We start from the raw sequence: 23,008 nt of genomic DNA on the forward strand, positions 1-23,008 counted from the left end.
CTTGCGTTAGCAAAGCCATGGCTGATGTTATGCTGCTCCAGAACCGTCTTGCAACCGGGAACATTTTTTGCGTCCCTGGCATTAATGAGGCTCGCATTGAAACCCGCTGTATCTGCAGTCTGAATATTCTCTTTATCAGGCATTTCAGAAAGCCAGTTTTTCTAAAACATGTGCACGCTGGGTGTACAACGTTTTTACCCCGACAGCATGCCGATAAGATGCTGTTCTAATAACCTCCCCCGACAACAGAATATTCATCGCCCGTATATCATTAGGTGTAAAATATTCTTTGTTTTTTTTCATTGGTTCTGCTGCACCGTTTCCCTTTAGATACCTTATAAACGTGTTTTTTGCTGCTTCAATATTCATTTTAGAAAAATCACTGACCACAACTATGGGAGCCAAAGGATTACGTTTGACCATATAGTGTGTAATAATCGCATTCATGTACAGTTGCGGGCGACGTTTACTGACCAGCAGAAGAAGATCGTCCGTTTTGTTGGAGGATTTTACATTCCCCTCATAACTTTTTAAATGTTCCGGCACCCCACTGTAATAATATAGCTGCGTTATCTCATTAAAATGCTTAAGAAACTCCACAACATCCCAGCTGTAGTAGGCCTCTGATGTTGCGTTAAAAATGATATATTTTTTACCTGATGCTTTGCCGGCGGAATGAAACCACAATTTATAATCGGTAAAACACTCAAAGGAGACTATATTTCCCCTATGCGTAATATCCGAAATAATCTCTTCGCATGCTATGCGGCTGTAGGAACAGCTGTCTATAATAACAACCAATTCATCTGATAGCTCCGCGGAGTCAGGCTCTGCCTTATCTGTTAAACATTGTTTTAACATTTTCACGTCTCAGCTTATTTTCCACTAATTCCGGTTGCTACCGCGTTAGCTACAACCATTGCAGAAGAAGAAATCACCGCAATTTTTTGCGTTCATGGTTAATTCTCGATAGAAATCACATATACAAATAAATTTATAGAAAATATATAAGACATCAAGCTTTTTAAAGTGTTTCGCCTCACTTTAAATTTAGATAAACCAAGAATTATCTTCTTTTAAAGAAAATATTAATAACCTTTAGTTCCGCTATTAACGGATAACAGAGCTCTGACAGGTGCATCACCGTGAAACGGCATCATATTACCGGTAACACTGTCGAAACAGATAATAATAAAAAATGATTTTGCAGTAAAATTACTTTTGTATCATTTGACACTGTTGTATTGAATGCGAAGATGCAGGAACTGAAAAGATTATCAATTTTTCTTGTCATGCAATCGATTGATCTCGCACTGATTTTCGGCTGACCGGGCTGAACTTCCGGCTGGCTTTCGCCCGCTCTCCCTGACGATTCAGGCTGGCAGCAATGGTTTGGATGTTGTATTCCGGCATTTAGCCAGCGAGACGAAGCGCGCCATAACGATTTCTGCCACACCGGCGTCGGAAAACGTTAGCTGAAGTCATTATTTAACAGAATGAAAAGGCTTTCTGCTAAGCTGGATAAATGCTCCTGAGAATTATGCAGACCCAGATAGACAATCAGAATATCCATCGGTAATAACCTCATCAGGGCCCTATGATCTCATTACAGTTTTTTCCTAAAGCCATCCCGCTTCGCCTGTGCCATGCTGAATCACGCTCATAACCGATAACGTTAAATGAGGATATTATGAAAAAAACAATTATCGCATTATCTGCCGTTCTGCTGGCTTCCCCAGTATTTGCTGCGACCACACATGCAACTGACGATACCGTCGCTGCGGCGAACGCAAACGCCAACGAGGCGAAGCAAAAACTGCACGAAGAGCAGAACAAAGGTGAAGAGCTGAAGCTGAAACAGAAGCATGCTGCGGAAGGCAAAAGCGAGAGCCTGGGCAGCAAGGTCAGCGAAGATTCTCAGAAAGCCTGGCATAAAACTAAAGAAGGCACCGAGAAAGGGTGGGATGCCACCAAAGAAGGCGCTGAGAAAGGCTGGAACAAAACCAAAGAAGGTGCCAGCGAGCTGGAAAAGAAAGTCACTGAGTAATCCCTTCGAAAGGCCGCAAAAGCGGCCTTTTTTATTACCCAACGCTCTGCTTCCCGACGTCTACACTTCTCTCAAGGCTCATCCGATGACGGCTTCGCCGTCGCGATCGAAAAGATTCACCCCTGGCGCATAAAAGCCGAATAAATCCCGGGGATGACGCGTTTACTCCCGGCCCCCAAAAAGAGATCCTGAGATGCTGCGACGCCTGGTAATAGTGCTTGTCCTGGTTTGTCCATGGGCGCTGGCCGCCCCGAAGAGCTACATTATAGACACCGATAACACCGCCATTCGGCTGTCGTGGCATGCCTTCGGTGGCATCCTCTCCTGGGCGACATTCAGCGGCGTGACGGGTGCCGTGACGCTCAATCCGGATAACGACGTTGACGACCATATCCACGTCACCATTCCTGTGGCAACCCTGGTGGCCTCAAACAAGCTGCTCACCTGGCAGCTCAAAAGCGACATGTTTTTTGATTCTGAGCGCTACCCGACTATCGAGTTCATCAGCTCTCGCGTGGTCGCCCAGGGCGACGGGAGGTTCAGGGTTTTCGGCACGTTGACCGTGCGAAACATTGCCCGCCCGGTGATCCTGGAGGCCGTCGTGAAAGACCCGCATGCGCAGACACCCACGCTGGATGCCACAACGGCGATCTCGCGCGCGTCCTATGGGATGGATAAGTTTGCGCTGGTCGTGGACGATCGTATCGCCATCGCCATTGCGATTCAGACGAACGACGTGCCGTCATCCTGAGATAAGGCGCCGCAGCTGCTCCGCGTTTCCCCGCAGGTGAGACGGCGGATTGCGGCCAATCAGGACAAACTGGTAGCCCGCCTCCTGCCACCACGCCAGGTTCATGCTGTACCGCTGCTCCTGGCGAAGAGAGGCCGTCGTCTTCTCATCAACCGGAGAGATACAGAGCGCCATCGGGCCGTAGTCGGCGTTGATCCAGGCAATCTGCGCGATCGAGGTCGTTTCATAGCGCAGCATGCGCACCATTTTGAGCTCAGCCCCCTTCAGGACAAGCTGCGACATGTCTAGCTTAATGCCGATGTCCTGCGCGGCCCGTTCCAGCCCGCGCTGCAGGACCGGCGTTGCGCTGTCCATATCCAACAGCGTCTCGACGCTGTACAGAGACATATATTGCGCTTCGAGATCGCGAATATGGGCACTCTCATCCGAGGGCGCAGAAGCGGGCCGCAGCAGGTAGCCCAGCCCGGAGCCAACCATCAAAAAGCTTACCGACGCGGCAATAAGCGCCCTTCTGCTGACGCCAACCGGCGTGGAGGATTGTGGATCGGGAATCGCTGCCAGACGCGCCTGCATCTTCTCCAGTGGCGCATCATCCAGCAGGGAGGCAAACGCCCCGGCGAAATCCTGACTGCCTTTCATCAGTTCGGCGGTTCTCCCGGAGAGGCGTTCGTCACTTTTCAACTGTTCTTCAAATAGCTGCGCGTCGTCGCGGCACATCTCGCCATCTATCCATGCCACGATAGCGTCGTCGTTATAGGGAGGTGCAAAACGGTGCGAGTTCAAGAGCGTTTCTCCTTTACCGGAGGCAGTGCGTCAGCGGATCTGGCAAGCCGAGCCCGTGCTGTCGCCAGCCGGCTCATCACGGTACCGATCGGCACCGCCAGAGTGTCCGCAGCCTCCTGGTAGGTAAAGCCTTCGACATAAACTAAAAAAACCGCGTTACGCTGGGCTTCGGGCAGCGCGCTAACGCGCTGCATCACCTTCAGGTAATGCAGCCGAGTCTCATCCTGTTCGCGGGTGTCCGGCGCCAGAAGCTCGTCGCTGGCCACAAATCCCTGCCCCTGACGCACGTGTCGTGCCCGAAGCTCTGAGATCCAGATGGAGTGCAGTATCGCGAACAGCCACCTGTCGATGCGTGTGCCCGGCATATACTGGCTGCTCCTTTCAAGCGCACGCACGCAGGTGGACTGAACCAGCTCTTCGGCGATATCGCTGTTTCGCGACAACACTAGCCCATAGCGCCAGAGACGCGGCAGGTGTGCGGCTAACTGCTGACGAACCTCACTGGTAGCGATGTGTTTTCCCTCCACCAGAAAATCAGGATTCCGGATGTCCGTTGATGGCAGCCTGCAGGTCGCGGTACTCCTCGCAGGACTGGCCACAAATACCGGCAATCACCTTCAGCTGCTCTTTTGCGAGGTCAGGACGTCCTTTTACCATCCACGCTTCACCGAGATACTCCCGGGCCCTGGCATAATCTGGTGCAATAGCCAGCGCGCGCTGGTAGTAACCAATGCCTTCGTCCGTGCGGCCAAGCTTACGCGTGGCGAACCCGCGATAGTTCCACGCTTCAGCCGTATTGCCATTTTTCAGCGAATCAAGCAGGTTCAGCGCCGCCTGGTACTCGCCTTTCTTCGCGAGATGGTACGCATAGTTGGTTTTGTCCCGATCGCTGAGGCTGCTGCTCTTGTCCGGCACGCATTTCTGGGTGGCGCTGTCATATACCTGTCCGGAAGGACAATCGGGCGTTTTGCTCTCGGTACTATTATTGCCCATTGCCAGCGCCAGGGGGGACAGCAGGGAAAAAATCAGCGCCGGGATCAAACGAAACGAGGTCGTGTTCATATAAAGCTCCAGGGTAAGAAGGGAGTGACCTCAGTAAACGCCCGACTGACGATTTTTATTCATTCTCCCCGTGAATTTTTTGCTGTCCCAGAACCATGCTGACGTCGTAGCCCAATGGAAATGAATCAGCTTATTTAACCCTTGCCTTAACGTTATTATTTTCGCGTGATAGCAGAATTTTAACCCCGCATAAGAATATATTTCATTATGCAAGTGATATAATATATCTTATATCAAAAACGTTAACCTAACTTAAATGCTTATTAAGCGCAATTAAACAATAACGTTTTGAGTTATATTTAAAATGCCCCCTACCAATTATCACACTGCGTAAATCACACTAAAAAACAACAGCGCTATTTTAAATCAAACCCATATAAAACATAACGTTGCATCAGGTAAGTTTTAACCACACCCATATATCAATGTCCTCTTCATTGTTTTTGCATTTATTTACGAAAGCTAAATTTGCACAACTATCGTTTTCTGTCTATATCCTTTTTATATTCTAAAAAATAATTCCTTCATTAATTACAGGGTTTTATAAGACACAAAACACCCATAAAAATTGTTCTCTTTTATAAGTCATTAGATTCGCTCTGATGTTGCCACTCTGAATTCTGGCGGGCATCGTGCGCGCTAAAAACGACGGTGAGTGCTGCGTTATAACAGCGACTGCGCCGGGGGCGCCCTTTACCTTCAGCAGAGATGGCTCGTCTTGCTCGCCGTTCATGATACATCTGCTGGAGTAATACCTAAATGAGCCAAATCTCTGTTATATCGAAACTTACTGGCGTGGAAACGACCACGGAAGGCACTCAGGTTACGCTGAGCCGTTCCTCTATCGTTGAGCTTCATGTCGAGCGAGCGAACATCTCCCACTTCGCGCGAAATGGTAACGATCTCCTGGTTACGCTTAACTCCGGCGAGGTGATCACCCTTAAAAATTTCTACGTCACGGACGCGCAGGGCGTTAGCCAGCTGGTACTGCAGGACAGCGAAGGCGCATTATGGTGGATTGAAGATCCAACCGGAGCCGCAACGTACGAATCCATCGCGTCTACGGACGTGCTGCTTGCAGCCTCCGGGAGCGATACCGGTGGTGCCGCCATCTGGCCATGGGCTCTGGGCGGTATTGCCGCTGCAGGCGGCATCGCGGCCGCGGCAAGTACCGGTGGCGGTGGTGGCGGTGGTGGCGATGGCGGCAATAACAATAGCCCCAACCCCAACACACCCGTCGATCCTGCCGATCCAGATACAACGCCGCCGAATGCGCCTTCCGGCCTTAAGTTCTCTTCAGATGGCAAATCCGTCACCGGTACCGCCGAACCCGGCAGTACTATCACGCTGAAAGACGCGAACGGCAATGTCATTGGCACGGGAAAAACGGGCAGCGATGGCAATTTTACCGTCTCTCTCGACAAACCGTTGACCAACGGCGAGCAGGTGACCGCCACCGCGACGGATAACGCCGGGAATACCAGCCCGGGCACAACGCTCAACGCGCCGGACACCACCGCGCCCGATGCGCCAGCAATCACCAGCGTAACGGACGATATTGCCCCGCAGACGGGGGCAGTCAGCAACGGCGGCAGCACCAACGATCGGCGCCCGCAGCTTACCGGCACCGGCGAAGCGGGCTCGACCGTGACGATTTATGACGGTGGAGTCGCCATTGGTACGGCGGTCGTCGCCAGCAACGGCACCTGGACCTTTACCCCGTCGGTTGACCTGAGTGAAAGCACTCACCAGATTACCGTGCGGGCAACCGACGCCGCCGGCAACACCGGGCCTGCCTCACCTGCGTTTACCCTGACGGTGGATCTTACTCCGCCGGACGCGCCGACCGCGATTGTGCTGACCGACGATACGGGCGCTATCAGGGGAACCATCACGTCGGGCGCGCTTACCGATGCTTCACTGCCGATCCTGGCGGGGACCGGCGAACCCGGCGGAACCATCACCATTTACGATAACGGCGTGGTGGTTGGTACCACAAAGGTGCAGCCCAACGGCACCTGGAGCGTCACGCCGAACGGCCCGCTCCCGGACGGGACACACTCCATAACCGTCACTGAAACCGATGCAGCCGGAAACCTGAGCGCGAGCTCAGAGCCTGTCATCTTCACCGTGGACACCACGCCGCCGTCTGCCCCTGGAAATCTCGTGGTTTCGAATGATGGCGGCACCATCAGCGGCATCGCGGAAGCTGGCAGCACGGTGACCATCCGTGAAGGCGATGTCACCCTTGGCACTGTTGTTGCCGACAGCCAGGGCAACTTCAGCCTGACGCTGACCCCGCCGAAGCTCAACGGCGAAATCCTGACCGCTGACGCCACCGACACGGCAGGCAACACGGGGCCAGCCACCTCCGCTGCGTCACCGGATAATACCCCACCGCAGACGCCAATTATCGTGTCGGTGATTGATGACGTGCAGGCCACCACCGGCCCCGTGGGCCCGAACGGGATTACCAACGACCGGGCGCCGACCGTGAACGGAACGGGCGAGGCGGGCTCGACCATCACGATTTATAACGGCAGCGATGTCCTCGGTACGGTGGTTGTTCCCTCCTCCGGCCTGTGGAGCTTTACGCCGCCCTCACCGCTGACCGATGGCACGTACGTGCTGACGGCAACGGCGACGGATCCCGCCGGTAACCCGAGCGGAATATCAACCGCGTGGACAATTAACGTCGACGGGACGGCACCTGGCGCCCCGGTGATTTCACAAGTCGTGGATGATGTCCCCGGTGGAATTGTTGGCTTACTCGGCCCAAATGCCACGACCAATGACGGTACCCCAACGCTGAGCGGTACCGCCGAACCAAACGCGACGGTCACCCTGCGCGTGGACGGTGTTGCTATTGGTACGACCGTCGCCAATGGCCTCGGCGTATGGATCTTTACGCCTTCCTCGCCGATCGGCGAGGGTCCGCACGCCCTGACCGCCGTCGCGACCGACGCGGCTGGCAACACCAGCAGCGTCTCCAACACCTGGACTCTGACAATTGACAGCGTCGCACCAGCTGCCCCGGTCATTACCCAGGTGCTGGATGATGTGCCGGAGCGCCTCGGTGCGCTCAACCCCAACGACAGCACCAACGACACCACGCCGACGCTCAACGGCACGGCTGAACCCGGCTCAACCGTCACCATCCGCCTGGATGGCGCCGATCTTTTCACGGTCCAGGCCGACAACAATGGCGCGTGGACCTATACCCTCACGACGCCTCTTACCAGCGGGCCTCATAGCTTTACCGTTGTCGCCACCGACACGGCGGGTAACACCAGCCAGCCGTCAAGCGGCTTCACCCTGATCGTCGATACCACGCCGCCAGCGGCAGCCACCATCGCCACCGTGACCGATGACGTCGGCGGCGTTCAGGGCACGCTCAGCAGCGGCGATACCACGGATGACACCACACCGCTGCTGCAGGGCACCGCCCCGGCTGATGCGACGATCACCGTCTATGACGGCACCACGCTGCTCGGCACAGCCACCCTCGACGGCAGCGGCGGCTGGAGCTTTACGCCCGTTACCCCGCTCACCGACGGTCCGCATTCGCTGACGGTTCACGCCACGGATGCCGCAGGCAATACCACGATTTCCAGTCCGTTTGTATTGACGGTAGATACCGTCGCGCCTGCCACGCCGGACGTCCCGGAAATCACCGTCAATCCTGACGGAACAGACACACCGCTGAACCCGGGCGAAACCACCCGCGACACCACGCCAACCCTGAGCGGTACCGGCACGGCGGGCGATACCGTGACGATCTACAACAACGGCGTCAAGCTTGATGATGTCATCGTGGACGGTACCGGCAACTGGAGCTGGACACCATCAACCCCGCTGCCTAACGGCACCTATGACATTACCCTGACCGTCACCAGCATGGACGGCGCGGGCAACGAAAGCGCCCCGTCGCAGCCGGTAACCATCACCATTGATACCGACGCGCCGGCTACGCCTGTGGCACCAGTCGTCACCGACAGCGTTACCCAGATCACCGGCCCCGTTCCCGATGGCGGAACCACCAACGATCCGCGCCCGGTCCTGAGCGGCACCGGCACGCCGAACGACGTAATCAACATCACTGATACCGTCAACGGCATATCGACCGTCGTGGGCACCGTCACGGTAGACAGCAACGGTAACTGGAGCTGGCGCCCTGACAGCAACATTGCCGAGGGCAACCATACCTATACCGCCACCGCCACCGATGAAGCGGGTAACGAATCTGACGCTTCGCCAGCGATTACGATCGTCGTGGATACCGTAGCGCCGGCTACGCCGGTATTTGATGCCGTCGGGGGACAGCCGAATGGTGGCTTTATCACCGACGCGACGCCAACCGTCGGAGGAACCGGCGTTAACGGTGAGACGGTCATCGTTTACAACAACGGCGTCGAGGTAGGACGTGTCGATGTCGTTAACGGAGAATGGAGCCTTGTACTGCCACAACAAACGGACGGCCTGCTGAACATCACCGTTGCAGGAGTCGATGCCGCCGGTAACGTCAGCGCGCTGAGCCCGGTCGTTTCCGTCACCCTCGATACCGTAGCGCCAGAGATCCCCGTCATTAGCGCCGTAGCTGACAGCCAGCTGTCCAATAACGTGCTCTACACGAAAGATGGCACCCCGACGCTCACCGGGACCAGCGAACCCGGCACTACCGTTATCGTCTCCGTCGACGGTAACCCGTCTGGCGTGCCGGTGACGATACAGCCGGACGGCAGCTGGAGCTGGACTGCCGGTACAACGCTGCCGGATGGCCCTCATACCTTCACCGTCTCGTCTGTCGATCCTGCCGGTAACACCTCAGGGAGTTCAGCACCGCTAAGCGTGACGGTAGATACCGCAGCGCCTGCCGACCCGATCAACATGGCTCTGGCTCAGGAGGGAACACCGCTGACCGGTAACGCCGAGTCAGGAAGTACCATTACCGTCAAAGACAGCGGTGGTACCGTCATTGGTACCGGCGTTGTAAGCAGCGACGGCAGCTTCTCCATTGCGCTGAGTCCGGCACAGCTGGATCCGACCACGCTTACCGTGAACGCTACGGACGCCGCAGGGAATGCCAGCGCGGGCGTGCCTTTTGTCGTCACCGACTCGTCGCTTGAGCTGCCGCAGGTGCCTGTCATCACGGCGATCGTCGATGACGTGGACCCGGTCACTGGCGATGTGAAAGGCAAAACCACCAACGACACTACGCCAACGCTTACCGGTACGGCCGAAGCGGGCAGCCTGATCACCATTTATCAGGACGGTAGCGCGACCCCATTGACGACGGTGACCGCCGACGGCAGCGGCAACTGGAGCTATACGCCAGCCGCGCTTGGCGAGGGGCTGCACACCTTTGAGGTGACCGCGACCCTCAACGGTGCCACCAGCGGCCGCTCTCCGGCGGCCAGCGTCACCGTCGACCTCACCGCACCGGGCACTCCAGCTATCGGCGCGGTGATTGACGACGTCGGCCCGGGCACCGGTCCGCTGACCAGCGGCCAGACCACCAACGACAACCAGCCGACCCTCACCGGCACCGGTGCGGTGGGTGATACCATCTCCATCTACAACAACGGGACGCTGCTGGGCAGTGTGGTGGTCGGCAATACCGGCACCTGGAGCTACACCACGCCCACCCTGGCAGAGGGCAACCATGTCCTGACCATCCGTGAGACCGATCCGGCGGGGAATCAGAGCGGTCCTTCGGCGGGCTTCACCGTCGTGGTGGATTCCGTTTCCGCCACGCCGGTCATCACCAACGTCACGGATAATGTCGGTAACGCCGCTACCACGGTGGTCAGCGGCACAGAGACGAACGACGCCACGCCAACCCTTTCGGGGACAGCGGACGCAAACAGCGTGGTGACCATTTTCGACGGCGGCACCCAGATTGCCGTGGTGACGGCTGACGGCACCGGCGCGTGGACATTTACCCCTGATACCGCACTCGGCGAAGGCTCGCACAGCTTCACCGTCCGGGCGACCGATCCGCTGGGCAACGTCAGCGCGGTCTCTGCTCCCTGGAGCGTGGTGGTTGACCTGACGGCACCGACGGTTCCGACGCTGGATAATGTGAACGACAACGCCCCTGGCGGCGTCACGGGCAATCTCGCCAGCGGCCAGGTGACCAACGACAGCACCCCTACCATCAGCGGCACCGGGCAGGCGGGCAGCACCATTCACATCATGAACAACGGCACGCAGATTGGTACTGCGGTTGTTGACGGCAGCGGCAACTGGTCCTTTACGCCGGCCGCACCGCTGGGCGACGGCAGCTACTCCCTGCGCGCGTATGCAACGGATACTGCAGGCAACGCCTCGGCTAACTCATCGGTCTTCGCCTTTATCATTGATACCGCAGCTCCCGGCGTACCGGTGGTGACCAGCGTGATTGACGACGTCGGCCCGGTCACCGGGGCGCTCACGTCGGGTAACAGCACCAACGACGCGCGCCCAACCTTCAACGGTACGGGCGAGGTGGGTTCTACCGTGCACGTGATCGTTGATGGCAACGAAATTGGCACTGCGGTGGTGAATGCCCTGGGCGGCTGGACCTTCACGCCGGGTACCGATCTGCCCGACGGGGCGCACGTCATCACCTTTAATGCCACCGATGCGGCAGGCAACGTGGGCACAGCAACAGCACCGTTTAACCTGACGGTAGATACGGGCGTGCCGTCGGCGCCGGTCATTTCGACCGCGGGTGACAACGCGGGCAGCATTCAAACCCCGCTCTCTTCCGGTCAGAGTACCGACGACACCACGCCGACGCTGAACGGCACCGCGGCTGCCAACGCCACGGTCACCGTTTATGAGAACGGGCAGCCGGTCGGCACCGTTCAGGCGGACGGTACCGGCGCATGGAGCTTTACGCCGTCAACGCCGCTGGCCAACGGCAGCCATACCTGGAGCGCCACGGTCACCGATGCGGCGGGCAACGTCAGCCCGAGCTCGCCGGACTTTACCCTGATAGTTGATACCGCAGCACCGAACGCGCCGGTTATCAGCCAGGCGATAGACGACGTGGGCAGCATCACCGGCCCGCTCACGTCCGGGCAAACAACCGACGATACCGTACCGCGGCTTGTCGGAACCAGCGAACCGTTTGCCACCGTGAAGATCTATGAGGGGACAACGCTTGTCGGAACCGGCACCGCGGATGGCAGCGGGAACTGGAGTATCTTGCTCAACACCACGCTGACGGCGGGCGCGCACAGCTTCACCGCGCAGGCGACAGATGCGGCAGGCAACACCAGCGTGTCGTCCATCAGCTTCAGTCTCACCGTCGACACCACGCCGCCTGCGCTGCCGGTGCTGACCAGCATTCTGGATGACGTGGGCAATGCGGCGACGCCGGTTGCGAACGGCGGATTCACCAACGACGCGCAGCCAACCCTCAGCGGTACAGCGGAAGCCGGGTCGACGGTGAAAATCTTTGATAACGGCGTACAAATCGGCAGCGTGACGGCGACCGGCGGGGCGTGGAGCTTTACGCCTTCTCCGGCGCTGGGCAATGGCGCGCACACGTTGACTTTTACCGCCACCGATGCGGTGGGCAACGCCAGCGCGCCGACCGCCGGATATGTGATTAACGTCGATACCCTCGCGCCGGGCGCGCCGGTCATCAGTTCGGTGATTGATGATGTTGGCAGCGTTACCGGTCCGGTGACCGGTACGAATCCGACCAACGATACGCGTCCAACGCTAAGCGGGACCGCCGAAGCGAATGCCACGGTGCGGATCTACGATGGTATTACGCTGGTGGGCACGGTAACCGCAGATGGCAGCGGCAACTGGACCCTGCCGCAAACCACAACGCTGACGCAGGGAACGCATAACTTCACCGCCACGGCCACCGATGCGGCGGGCAACACCAGCGTGGCGTCAGCCGTGACGACGATTATCGTCGATACGACCGCTCCAACGGTGCCGACCGGGACCTTCAACGCCGACGGTAGCGTCCTGACCGGGACTGCGGAAGCCGGCAGCACCGTCGCTATCCGCCTTGCGGACGGCTCAACGGTGACCGCCACTGCGGGCAGCAACGGCACCTATAGCTACACCTTCATTAACAAACAGACCGAAGGCCAGACGCTGCAGATCACCGCCACCGACGCTGCTGGCAACACTTCGCTGCCTGGCTCCGCCCTTGCGCCGGTGGTGCCGCTTTCTGCCAGCAATAACGTCGAAGAGCTGAACCTCAGCACCACGGCGACCGTGACCAACAGCCAGTACAGCGACTACGGCTTCCTGCTGGTCGGTGCCGTGGGCAACGTCCTGACGCTGCTGGGCAATGACACCGCGCAGGTGAACTTCACGGTTGGCAGCGGCGGCAGCGCGGATATCGTGGTGAACGCCAACGCTACGGGAGCGGTCCTCTCTCTGCTCAACACCCTTGAGCTGGTAGTTCAGCACTACGTCAACGGTGCCTGGACCACGGTGGTGGACACCGGCCAGCCGCAGTTTGCCGATCTCCTGACCCTCGGCGCAACCGGCGTATCGCTGAACCTGACCGGGCTGGCTGACGGCGACTATCGCGTGCTCAGCTACAACACCAACCTGCTGGCGACCGGCTCCTACACCAGCCTCGACGTGGCGGTGAAAGAGACCGGTCCGGGTACGGTCACCGGCGATACCAGCCTCAACGGCAACGTGATCCTCGATACGGATCCTACCGCCGGCAGCGACAACGCTCCGGCCGGAACCACCATTTCCGCGGTCACTAACGCGCAGGGCGTCACCACCAGCGTGAACGCCGACGGCACGGTAATCCAGGGTCAGTACGGTACGCTGACCATCAACCGCGACGGCAGCTACACCTACAACCTGACCGATACCAGCGCAGCGGTCATTGGCCGGACGGAGAGCTTCACCTACACCATTACCCATAACGGCGTCAGCGCGTCGGCGCAGCTGGTGCTGTCTCTGGGGGCCGGTACGGTAATCAACGGCATTGTGGCGGTGGACGACACGGCCTCGCTGACCTTTGACACCACCGTGAGCGAGACTAATAACGGCACCTCGTCTCAGGGCGGCTTTACCCTGGTGGGCATTAATCTCGGCAGCACGCTGGGGCTGAACCTGCTGGACGACATGACCAACCCGATTATTTATAACGTGGAGGAAGGCACGACCCGCACCATGACCATTCAGGCCTCCGTGGGCGGCGTGGCGCTGGCGTCGGTATTCGATCTGTACGTCTATAAGTTCAACAACGCGACCCAGACCTTCGAGCAGGTTCGCGTCGAGTCGGGCTGGCTGCGCGCCCCGTTGCTGGGGGGAACGTCACCGCAGCTGACCCTGAACCTGCCTGCGGGGGAGTACCTGTTCTTGCTGAATACCGCGTCCGGGATCACCGCCCTGACGGCCTACACGCTGAGCGTCCTGCAGGACCATGTCTACAGCGTGGCGAGCATCAGCGAAACAACTACGGGCGACGTGCTGGCGAATGACCCGGTTCCAACAGGCACGCTGGTTACCGAAGTGAACGGCGTAGCGGTCAACAGCAGTGGAACCACCACCATTCAGGGAGAATACGGCACGCTGACCATTAATTCGTCCGGTCAGTACACCTATACCCTGAGGAGCGGCGTAGGGGCAGACCATATCAGCACGCCGGACACCTTCGTCTATACCGTTACCGCGCCTGACGGCTCGAAGGATACGGCATCGCTCAACATCACCCCCACCGCGCGGGCGATGGATGCGGTCAACGATGTCAGCGCCACGATGGACCTCACCTCGGTGCACCACACGTCGGTCTATTCGGATACTACCGTGGGCACCGCCAGCTGGACGACGGCCCTGCTCTCGTCAACCCAGGGATCCGGTAGCGGAAACTTTGTGGTCGACCCGAACACCGCGCTGCACAACGCGTCGCTGCACTTTAGCGTGGCCTCGCTGCTGGCGCTGGGCGGGCTGACGGTGAACTGGTCCATCAGCGACGGTTCGGGCGTTATCCGCAGCGGCTCCTTCAGCGGCGCCTCGCTGCTGGGCGGCAGTATCGACGTCCCGCTCACCGGGCTGGATCTCAACGCCGGGACCTATACGCTGAACTTTACCGGTAGCGTACCGGGGCTGAGCGTGGGGAACATCACCATCACCCCTAGCGTGAACGGCACCACCTACTCGCTGAGTAATTTCGACGTCACCGGTACCCACACCGTTAACGGCAACATCTTTGACGGCACCGACTCTGGCGGCGTGCTGGATCAGCTCCACTCGGTGGATACCCGTCTGAGCGTGACCGGTTACAACGGCGTGACCACCACGCTGGATCCGTATACCGGCAGCGCAACGGTGAACATCACCGGCCATTACGGCATTCTGGCGATCGGCGCAGACGGTCATTACACCTATACCCTCAACAGCGGGGTATCGCTCTCAGCCATGACGTCGAAGGAGACCTTCAACTACACCCTGACCGACTCTACCGGGAGAACGGACAGCGCCACGCTGACCATCAATATGGCGCCGCAGTTCATCAGCTCTGAGCATAACGACGCCATCACCGGTACGGCCTACGGCGATACGCTGATTTACCAGGTGCTGAACAGTACGGTGGGGAATGCCACGGCGGGTAACACCAGCAGTGCCGCGGGCGATCACTGGACCGGCTTCTCGCTGGCGCAGGGGGACAAGATCGACATCGGCGATCTGCTGGTGGGATGGAACGGTAGCGCCGCGACGCTGGGGAATTATCTCCATGTCACTAATAGTAATGGCAATACCGTGATCTCCATCGACCGTGATGGTACAGGGAGCACCTACACTAATACCACACTTGTTACGCTTGATGGCGTTCAGACCACCTACGACGAGCTTGTGAACCAGCAACACATCATTACCTGATAGCACCTGCAAGAGATGACCCGGGCGCACAGCGCCCGGGCATAAATAATAAAGCTGTACATATTTATTAGGGACATGACATGGGAATGAAGATGCCTTACTGGTGGCTCTCGTGCTGCCTGATATCTGTGCCCGCTCTCAGCGCGAACCCGGCGGCAACAATCAATACCGGGCAGCTTCGCGAAACGCAGGAACTCCCCTCGCTCAACGGTCGCGTCGCCCCTGCGGCCGGCAAAGCCGCTCCCGGCTCGTTACAGCTTGGCGAGGCCGTCAACCGCGCCGTCACCTGGCACCCGGCCATCAGCGAAGCCGTGGGGAAACTCTACCAGCAGAGCGAAGAGGTGGACGTCGCTAAATCAAAATACTATCCGCAGATTAATGCCGGCGTGGACAACGGTTATTCCCATGACGGCGACCAGAACGGCTTTACGCCGTCGCTGGTGCTCTCTCTTTCACAAATGCTCTACGACTTTGGCAAAGTGGACAGCCAGGTGCGGGCCGAGAGCGCGGGCGTTGCCCAGCAGCAGGCCAACGTGCTGGTGAGTATCGACACCATTGCCCACGATACCGCTATCGCCATGGTACAGGTACAAACCTTGCAGCAGATGGTCGAGACCGCTAAAGAGCAGCTTGAAGCCCTCTCCTCGATTGGCAAACTGACCCGTCTTCGTAATGACGAAGGGGCCACGTCGCTCTCTGACGTGGTGCAGACCGATGCCCGTATCGAAGGCGCGCGCGCCCAGCTGATGCAGTACCAGGCAAGCCTCGACAGCGCCCGCGCCACGCTGATGAGCTTTCTCGGCTGGAACAGCCTGAACGCGATAAGCAATGACTTTCCACAGAAGCTGGGCCGGAGCTGCGACATCGCCGAGCCGGACGACCGTCTGGTGCCCGCGGTACTTGCCGCCTGGGCGCAGGCTAACGTTGCCCAGGCTAACCTCGACTACGCCGACGCGCAGATGACGCCAACCGTCTCGCTGGAGCCGGAGGTGCGTCACTACATGAACGATCGCTATGCGGGGAGCGAAACCCGGGATCGCACCCAGTATTCCGCATGGGTGAAAGTGCAGATGCCGCTCTATCAGGGCGGCGGCCTCACCGCCCGGCGTAACGCTGCCGGACACGCGGTGGAGGCGGCGCAGTCCACCATTCAGCGTACGCGTCTTGACGTCCGCCAGAAACTGCTGGAAGCCCGCAGCCAGGTGATGAGCCTGCAAAGCACGCTGCAAATTCAGGGCCGCCAGGAGGCGCTCAGCGCCCGCACCCGCGAACTGTACCAGCAGCAGTATCTTGACCTCGGCTCGCGCCCGCTGCTCGACGTGCTCAACGCCGAACAGGAGGTTTACCAGGCGCGCTTCACCCAGCAGCAGACCCTCGGTCAGCTGCACCAGCTCCAGCTCAACTGCCTGTATAACACCGGGCAGTTGCGTCACGCGTTCGATCTTGATAACCGCACCATCCAGACCGTGGAGATCCAGCCATGAAGCAGCGCGAAATCCCGCAGGGTGAAAACATGACGGATGAGGCTCTGGGGCAGTGGGCGAAGGCCTTTGGTTTTGTTGCCACGCGCTATCGCGTCGCCTGCTCGCCCGGCGCGCTGATCGCAGGCGCACCGTGGCTGAAAGGCAAACCGATGGTGCCCGCCCTCACCCAGCTGGCCCGGGAAGCAGGGCTGTCGTTTCAGCTCCTTACCGACGATCGTCAGGCGATCAACAGCTGGCGTCTGCCGGTTGTCGTAGCGATGAATGACGGCAGGATCGGCGTGATCGAGCATTTCGACGGGGACGATACGCTGGAGGTCAGCTTTTTCGACGATGAGACCTACACCAACCGGCTGTCGATGACGGCGATGCTGCCCGCGATCCGCCACGTTATTGCCCTGCGTCCACTCGCCGCGCTGAAGGACAGCCGCGTGGACGCCTATATTTCAAAATATCGACCGGACTGGCTCTACCGGCTGGTGATGCGCGACCTGCGCCCCTACAGCTGGGTCATGCTGGCCGCCCTCTTTATCAACGTGCTGTCGCTCTCCGGGATCGTCTTTTCCATGCAGGTCTATGACCGGGTGATCCCCGCCCAGTCCTACCCGACGCTGTACGTCCTGACCATCGGGGTGCTGATTGCCACCCTGTTTGGCTTCGTGCTGCGCGTGGCGCGCGGGCACATTATGGATCTGCTGGGCAAGCGCTCGGATATGCGCGTTTCGGATCGCGTGTTCGGCCACGCGCTGCGGCTGCGCAACAGCGCGATTCCCCGCTCCACCGGCAGCTTTATCTCTCAGCTGCGCGAGCTGGAGCAGATCCGCGAGATGGTGACCTCGTCTACCATCTCGACGATTGTCGACCTGCCGTTCTTCCTGTTGTTTGTGGTGGTGCTGGCAATTATCGCCCCGCAGCTGGCGTGGATCGCCCCGGTCGCGGCGGTGATCATGGTCCTGCCCGGCCTGCTGCTGCAGAAGAAGCTGGCGGAGCTGGCAAAGCAGTCGGCCCATGAATCGACCCTGCGCAACGCGGTACTGGTGGAGAGTGTGCAGGGGCTGGAGGACATCAAGCTGATGCAGGCGGAAAATCGCTTTTTGCAGCAGTGGAACAGCTATATCCAGATCACCGCCGAATCCGGCCTGCGCACCCGCGAGCTGACGCAGAACCTGATCAGCTGGGGGATGACCATTCAGAGCCTGGTATACGCCGCCGTGATTGTGGTCGGCGCGCCGATGGTGATTGACGGCACCCTGACCACCGGCTCGGTGGTCGCCGCGTCGATGCTGGCCTCGCGCATGATCGCCCCGATGGCGACGCTGTGCGGCGTGCTGGCGCGCTGGCAGCAGGTCAAAGCGGCAAAAGAGGGGCTGGACAGCATCATGCAGCTTCCCACCGAAAACCAGCGCGAAGAGACGCCGATCCGCCAGGACGTGCTGCGCGGACACTATCTTTTCGAGCAGGCGCAGTTCCGCTATCAGCCGGACGATCCGCGCATGGCGCTGCGCATTAACCGGCTGGAGATCCGGCCGGGCGAAAAAGTGGCGATCCTCGGGCGCAACGGCGCGGGCAAATCGACCCTGCTGCAGGCCATGGCGGGCGGGATGGATCTGGCGGCGGGCGAGCTGCGGCTCGACGGCTTCAGCCTGCCGCATCTCGACGTCGCCGATGTCCGGCGCAACGTCGGCTTTATGACCCAGAACGCCCGGCTGTTTTACGGCACCCTGCGCGAAAACATCACCCTCGGCATGCCGCGCGCCACCGACGAAGAGATCTTTGAGGCGCTGGAGCTGACCGGCGCGGCAGGCTTTGTACAGAAACTTCCCAAAGGCCTGGACTACCCGATCATGGAAAACGGCGTGGGACTCTCCGGCGGGCAACGCCAGTCGATTCTGCTGGCGCGGATGCTCCTGCGCGATCCGAATATTGTGCTGATGGATGAACCCACCGCCTCGCTGGACGAGCACACCGAGCGGGAATTCATCCAGCGTCTGGGCGACTGGCTCGGGCATCGCACCCTGATTGTTGCCACGCATCGCGTACCGGTGCTGGAACTGGTGGAGCGCGTAGTGGTGTTGAAAGAAGGGATGCTGGTGATGGACGCGCCAAAAGCCCAGGCGCTGAACAACAGCCGCATGCAGCAACAGCAGCAGCAGGCAGCAACCGGACGGGAGTGGAAAAATGAAAATCAGTCAGCGTGACGTGGCGGCAATGGACGATCTGGATAACGCCCTCGACTCCGAAAGCGGCTACACCGGCGCGCGCCGGATCGTGATCTTCTCGCTGCTGATGTTTGTGGTGCTGGGCGTCTGGGCGTGGTTTGGCGTGCTGGACGAGGTGTCAACCGGCTCGGGGAAAGTGATCCCCAGCTCGCGCGAGCAGGTCTTACAGTCTCTCGACGGCGGGATCCTCACCGAGCTGAACGTCCACGAGGGCGATCAGGTGCAGGCCGGACAGGTGCTGGCGCGGCTCGATCCGACGCGTTCCGAATCGAACGTCGGCGAAAGCGCGGCGCGCTACCGGGCTTCACTGGCCTCCAGCGCCCGCCTGTACGCCGAGGTGAACGATCTGCCGCTGAAGTTCCCCCCTTCGCTGGCAAAATGGCCAGACCTGATTGCTGACGAAACGCGCCTCTACAACTCCCGCCGCGCGCAGCTGGAGGATACCCAGCGGGAGCTGCGCGCCGCGTTAGATCTCGCCAATAAGGAGCTGGCCATCACCCAGCGGCTGGTCAAAACCGGCGCCGCCAGCCACGTGGAGGTTCTGCGCCTGCAGCGGCAGAAAAGCGATCTGGAGCTGAAGCTCACCGACGTACGCTCGCAGTATTACGTTCAGGCGCGCGAGGCGCTCTCCAAAGCCAACGCTGAGGTGGATATGGTTTCGGCGATCCTCAAGGGCCGCCAGGATTCCGTCACCCGTCTGACGGTAAAATCCCCGGTGCGCGGGATCGTGAAAAACATCAAGGTCACCACCATCGGCGGCGTGATCCCGCCCAACGGCGAGCTGATGGAAATTGTGCCGGTGGACGATCACCTGCTGATTGAAACCCGCCTGTCGCCGCGCGATATCGCCTTTATCCACCCGAACCAGGAGGCGCTGGTCAAAATCACCGCCTACGATTACGCCATTTACGGCGGCCTGCACGGGGTGGTGGAGACGATTTCTCCGGATACCATCCAGGACGAAGCCAAGCCGGAAGTGTTCTATTACCGGGTGTTTATCCGCACCAGCCAGGATTACCTGGTGAATAAGGCGGGCAGGCACTTCTCGATTGTGCCGGGGATGATTGCGACGGTGGACATTAAGACCGGCGAGAAAACGGTGCTGGATTATCTGATCAAGCCGTTTAACCGTGCGAAAGAGGCGCTGCGGGAGCGGTAGTCAATCGCCGGGTGACGGCTCCGCCTTACCCGGCCTGAATTCCCGGAGGCCCTTGCAAGCGCAGCACCGCCGGGCATTGACCGCACGCCAGAACTGGAACCTACCTCGGCGTATTAATCTTTAGTCAGGCATACCACTTCCCTTCAGCCATCGCCCAGGTAATATTAACCGCAGACAAAAACGCACTTGCACACAGTGCAGGAGTGCATTACCATTCAATCAGCTTCATGGACTGGAGCTCGCCAGCATTATGATTAGTTATTTTCGGGATCAATGGCTTGAGGATTTTTTTCTTTACGGCAGATCGAGCAACGTTATTCCTTCAAATCTGGAAACAGCGCTTGCGAGAAAGCTCGATATCATCAGGGCAGCAACCTCGCACAGGGATTTGCGATCGCCACCCGGCAATATGTATGAAGCATTGAATCCTCCGCTGAAGGGCTATTCCTCAATCCGGGTTAACAGGCAATACAGGCTCGTATTTCGCTGGACAGAGGGTAAAGCAGAAGATCTCTACCTCTCTCCACACAAGTACACGCAACACAAATGAGGCATCATCTATGACACTTCAACAGGCACTCCGCAAACCCACCACGCCGGGCGACGTGTTGCAGTATGAGTATCTTGAACCGCTCAATCTGAAAATCAGCGATCTGGCGGAGATGCTCAATGTTCACCGCAACACCATCAGCGCGCTGGTCAATAACAATCGCAAGCTTACTGCCGATATGGCGATCAAACTGGCAAAAGCCTTTGATACCACGATTGAATTTTGGCTGAACTTACAGCTGAACGTCGATATCTGGGAAGCACAATCTAACTCCAGGACGCAGGAGGAGCTAAGCCGTATAAAGACCGTTGCGGACGTCATGGCTAAGCGAAAATCTGGCCAGCCGGATGTAGCCTGATTCGGTAAACAATTCACCTATCAATACTTTTTCAGGAAGAAATCATGCGCCAACGAACCATTGTCTGCCCCATCATCCAGAACGACGGTGCCTATCTGCTGTGTAAAATGGCCGACGATCGCGGCGTGTTCCCCGGCCAGTGGGCTCTCTCCGGTGGTGGAATGGAGCCGGGCGAAACCATGGAACAGGCGTTGCGCCGTGAGATCCGCGAAGAGCTGGGCGAAGCGCTGGAGATTATCTCGGTTACGCCATGGGCTTTTCGCGATGATATTAGGGTGAAAACCTACGCCGATGGCACCACTGAGGAGATTTACATGATCTATCTGATCTTCGACTGCATCAGCGCGAACCGGGAAGTCACGTTTAATGAAGAGTTTCAGGAGACCGCCTGGGTTAATCCGGAATCGTTAAAAGAGCTGGATCTCAACGCAGCCACGCGCATTACCTTCGCCCAAAAGGGCCTTCTTTAATCACCCACTGCCCCGGCGTTTTACCGGTCCATGCTCTGAAAACATCAATAAATGCGCTGACGCTGCTGTAGCCGCAGGACAGCGCAATCCACCCTACCGGCTTCCCCGCCGCCAGCCACTCCATTGCCCGCATGACGCGTGCCAGCTGCCGCCAGTTAACAAAGTTCATTCCGGTCTGGGCGCTAAACCGACGATTGAACGTACGCACGCTCATCCCAGCATGAATAGCATGGCTCTCGACCGTCTGGTTATCATCGACAAACTGCAGCAAATGTCTGACCACGTTCTTCAGACGCGGATCCGTCGGCACGGGCAGAGAAAAGCGAGCCTGGGGCGTCAGGGCAAGCTCATCCAGCAGCAAAGTAAGCTTTCGCGGATCGTACTCGCTCTCGGCATCGCATAAACGGGAAAACAGTGCATGGGTGAGATCGTCGGGCTCAAACAGCGCGGGCGCATCGGGAAGCATTGCGCACCCGGCGGGGTCAAGATAGATAGCGCAGCCTTCTACCGCACTTTCGGAAAAAGCGGCGTGCTGCCGATCCGGAGGGATCCAGCCGATGTGTTTTGCCGGTACGACCGAGCGCGCCTGCTGCGTCTCAATGACCAGCAGCCCAGTTGCAATGCGCCACAGCTGGCCGGTGCGATGACTGTGCCAGGGCGTTCGGTAACCACCGGGATGAAGGAGCGCTTCAATACTGACCATTTCATTTTGACCGAAAATCGTTATTCTTCGGCGTATTACAGAAACTGCGACTTCGGCTGTCAAGGATAATGGTGATTCAACCACACAAGGAGCCCAAATGAGCATTATCACGTCCCTGATAGCCCACACAGACAACGCCGCGCAGCGCGAAAAAATGGCGTGCCTGTTAACCCGCTTATTCAACGGCGATATCGATCCGGCAGAAGTATTTACGCCAGATTATCAGCAGTTTACGGACGGTCACGCGCTTGACTACCGGGGTTTTGTCCAGCATCTGAGCCACGTCAGCTCACAGATCCGCGCGATCGCCTTTACCGTGGTGGAGATAGCCTGTCATGACGAACTTCTGGCTGACCGGCATATCGTGACGGTCACGTATCCCAATGGTCGTCAGGCAGAGATCGAGGTTTACCTGTTTGCCGCGCTGCGTGAAGGGAAAATCTGGCGGATCAATGAAGTCACGCGAGGACTCAGCGGCGATGCTGCAGATCGCACGCTGGCACACGCGACAGAATAACCTCACTCCGCCGGAGACGATCGCCAGCATCATGAACGATCGCGGCCC

Annotated in this window: 15 protein-coding genes and 1 pseudogene; 10 read left to right on the plus strand and 6 right to left on the minus strand. The window is 58.6% G+C overall.

Annotated elements, in window-relative coordinates:
* Positions 1-144: 144 nt before the first annotated feature.
* Positions 145-867 (minus strand): hypothetical protein, encoded by a 723-nt coding sequence (locus KGP24_RS17900; RefSeq protein WP_223561317.1) that lies wholly within the window; start codon positions 865-867, stop codon positions 145-147.
* Between the two features lie 459 nt (positions 868-1,326).
* Positions 1,327-1,449, minus strand: a pseudogene (locus KGP24_RS17905) (IS3 family transposase); the annotation flags it as partial.
* A 241-nt stretch (positions 1,450-1,690) separates the two neighbouring features.
* On the opposite strand from KGP24_RS17905, the gene KGP24_RS17910 reads away from it, so the two are divergent.
* Positions 1,691-2,047 (plus strand): hypothetical protein, encoded by a 357-nt coding sequence (locus tag KGP24_RS17910; protein ID WP_023333137.1) that lies wholly within the window; start codon positions 1,691-1,693, stop codon positions 2,045-2,047.
* 193 nt (positions 2,048-2,240) lie between these two features.
* The gene (locus KGP24_RS17915; RefSeq protein ID WP_223561318.1) at positions 2,241-2,798 is read left to right on the plus strand and encodes a YceI family protein; all 558 of its coding nucleotides are present in this window, start codon (positions 2,241-2,243) and stop codon (positions 2,796-2,798) included.
* Here the strand turns inward: KGP24_RS17915 and KGP24_RS17920 are convergent.
* The 3 genes from KGP24_RS17920 to KGP24_RS17930 are packed head-to-tail and all read right to left on the minus strand — an operon-like array spanning position 2,790 to position 4,643.
* Positions 2,790-3,581: a hypothetical protein gene (locus KGP24_RS17920; RefSeq protein WP_223561319.1), complete on the minus strand. Its 792-nt coding sequence runs from the start codon at positions 3,579-3,581 to the stop codon at positions 2,790-2,792. The two genes, KGP24_RS17915 and KGP24_RS17920, sit on opposite strands and share 9 nt — an antisense overlap.
* Positions 3,578-4,108 carry a sigma-70 family RNA polymerase sigma factor gene (locus KGP24_RS17925; RefSeq protein ID WP_223561320.1) on the minus strand — a complete coding sequence of 177 codons (531 nt, stop codon included), beginning with the start codon at positions 4,106-4,108 and terminating at the stop codon, positions 3,578-3,580. The genes KGP24_RS17920 and KGP24_RS17925 overlap by 4 nt, the downstream gene beginning before the upstream one ends.
* Positions 4,109-4,115: 7 nt before the next feature.
* On the minus strand, positions 4,116-4,643 hold the full coding sequence (locus KGP24_RS17930; protein ID WP_223561321.1) for a tetratricopeptide repeat protein: 528 nt from the start codon (positions 4,641-4,643) through the stop codon (positions 4,116-4,118).
* 759 nt (positions 4,644-5,402) lie between these two features.
* Between KGP24_RS17930 and KGP24_RS17935 the strand changes: the two genes are divergently transcribed.
* The 7 genes from KGP24_RS17935 to nudI all read left to right on the plus strand — a co-directional run bounded on the left by KGP24_RS17935 (position 5,403) and on the right by nudI (position 21,740).
* Positions 5,403-15,503 carry a BapA/Bap/LapF family large adhesin gene (locus KGP24_RS17935; protein WP_223561322.1) on the plus strand — a complete coding sequence of 3,367 codons (10,101 nt, stop codon included), beginning with the start codon at positions 5,403-5,405 and terminating at the stop codon, positions 15,501-15,503.
* A gap of 80 nt (positions 15,504-15,583) precedes the next feature.
* Complete coding sequence (locus tag KGP24_RS17940) at positions 15,584-16,987, plus strand: TolC family outer membrane protein (RefSeq protein WP_223561323.1); 1,404 nt, start codon at positions 15,584-15,586, stop codon at positions 16,985-16,987.
* Entirely contained in the window at positions 16,984-19,182 is a 2,199-nt protein-coding gene (locus tag KGP24_RS17945) for a type I secretion system permease/ATPase (RefSeq protein WP_223561324.1), read from the plus strand. The genes KGP24_RS17940 and KGP24_RS17945 overlap by 4 nt, the downstream gene beginning before the upstream one ends.
* 10 nt (positions 19,183-19,192) lie before the next feature.
* The gene (locus KGP24_RS17950; RefSeq protein ID WP_086374946.1) at positions 19,193-20,362 is read left to right on the plus strand and encodes an HlyD family efflux transporter periplasmic adaptor subunit; all 1,170 of its coding nucleotides are present in this window, start codon (positions 19,193-19,195) and stop codon (positions 20,360-20,362) included.
* 250 nt (positions 20,363-20,612) lie between these two features.
* Positions 20,613-20,912, plus strand: a complete 300-nt coding sequence (locus KGP24_RS17955; RefSeq protein ID WP_063408809.1) for a type II toxin-antitoxin system RelE/ParE family toxin — start codon at positions 20,613-20,615, stop codon at positions 20,910-20,912.
* Between the two features lie 10 nt (positions 20,913-20,922).
* Positions 20,923-21,270 carry a HigA family addiction module antitoxin gene (locus KGP24_RS17960; RefSeq protein ID WP_214577165.1) on the plus strand — a complete coding sequence of 116 codons (348 nt, stop codon included), beginning with the start codon at positions 20,923-20,925 and terminating at the stop codon, positions 21,268-21,270.
* 44 nt (positions 21,271-21,314) lie between these two features.
* Positions 21,315-21,740 (plus strand): nucleoside triphosphatase NudI, encoded by a 426-nt coding sequence (gene nudI, locus KGP24_RS17965; protein ID WP_223561325.1) that lies wholly within the window; start codon positions 21,315-21,317, stop codon positions 21,738-21,740.
* Here nudI and KGP24_RS17970 read toward each other — a convergent pair.
* Positions 21,712-22,443 carry a helix-turn-helix transcriptional regulator gene (locus KGP24_RS17970; RefSeq protein WP_223561326.1) on the minus strand — a complete coding sequence of 244 codons (732 nt, stop codon included), beginning with the start codon at positions 22,441-22,443 and terminating at the stop codon, positions 21,712-21,714. The genes nudI and KGP24_RS17970 overlap by 29 nt on opposite strands.
* Positions 22,444-22,540: 97 nt before the next feature.
* Here KGP24_RS17970 and KGP24_RS17975 point away from each other — a divergent pair, with 97 nt between their 5' ends.
* On the plus strand, positions 22,541-22,960 hold the full coding sequence (locus KGP24_RS17975; RefSeq protein ID WP_223561327.1) for a nuclear transport factor 2 family protein: 420 nt from the start codon (positions 22,541-22,543) through the stop codon (positions 22,958-22,960).
* The last annotated feature ends 48 nt before the right edge of the window (positions 22,961-23,008 follow it).

The organism is Enterobacter sp. JBIWA008, assembly GCF_019968765.1.
Classification (GTDB): Bacteria; Pseudomonadota; Gammaproteobacteria; order Enterobacterales; family Enterobacteriaceae; genus Enterobacter.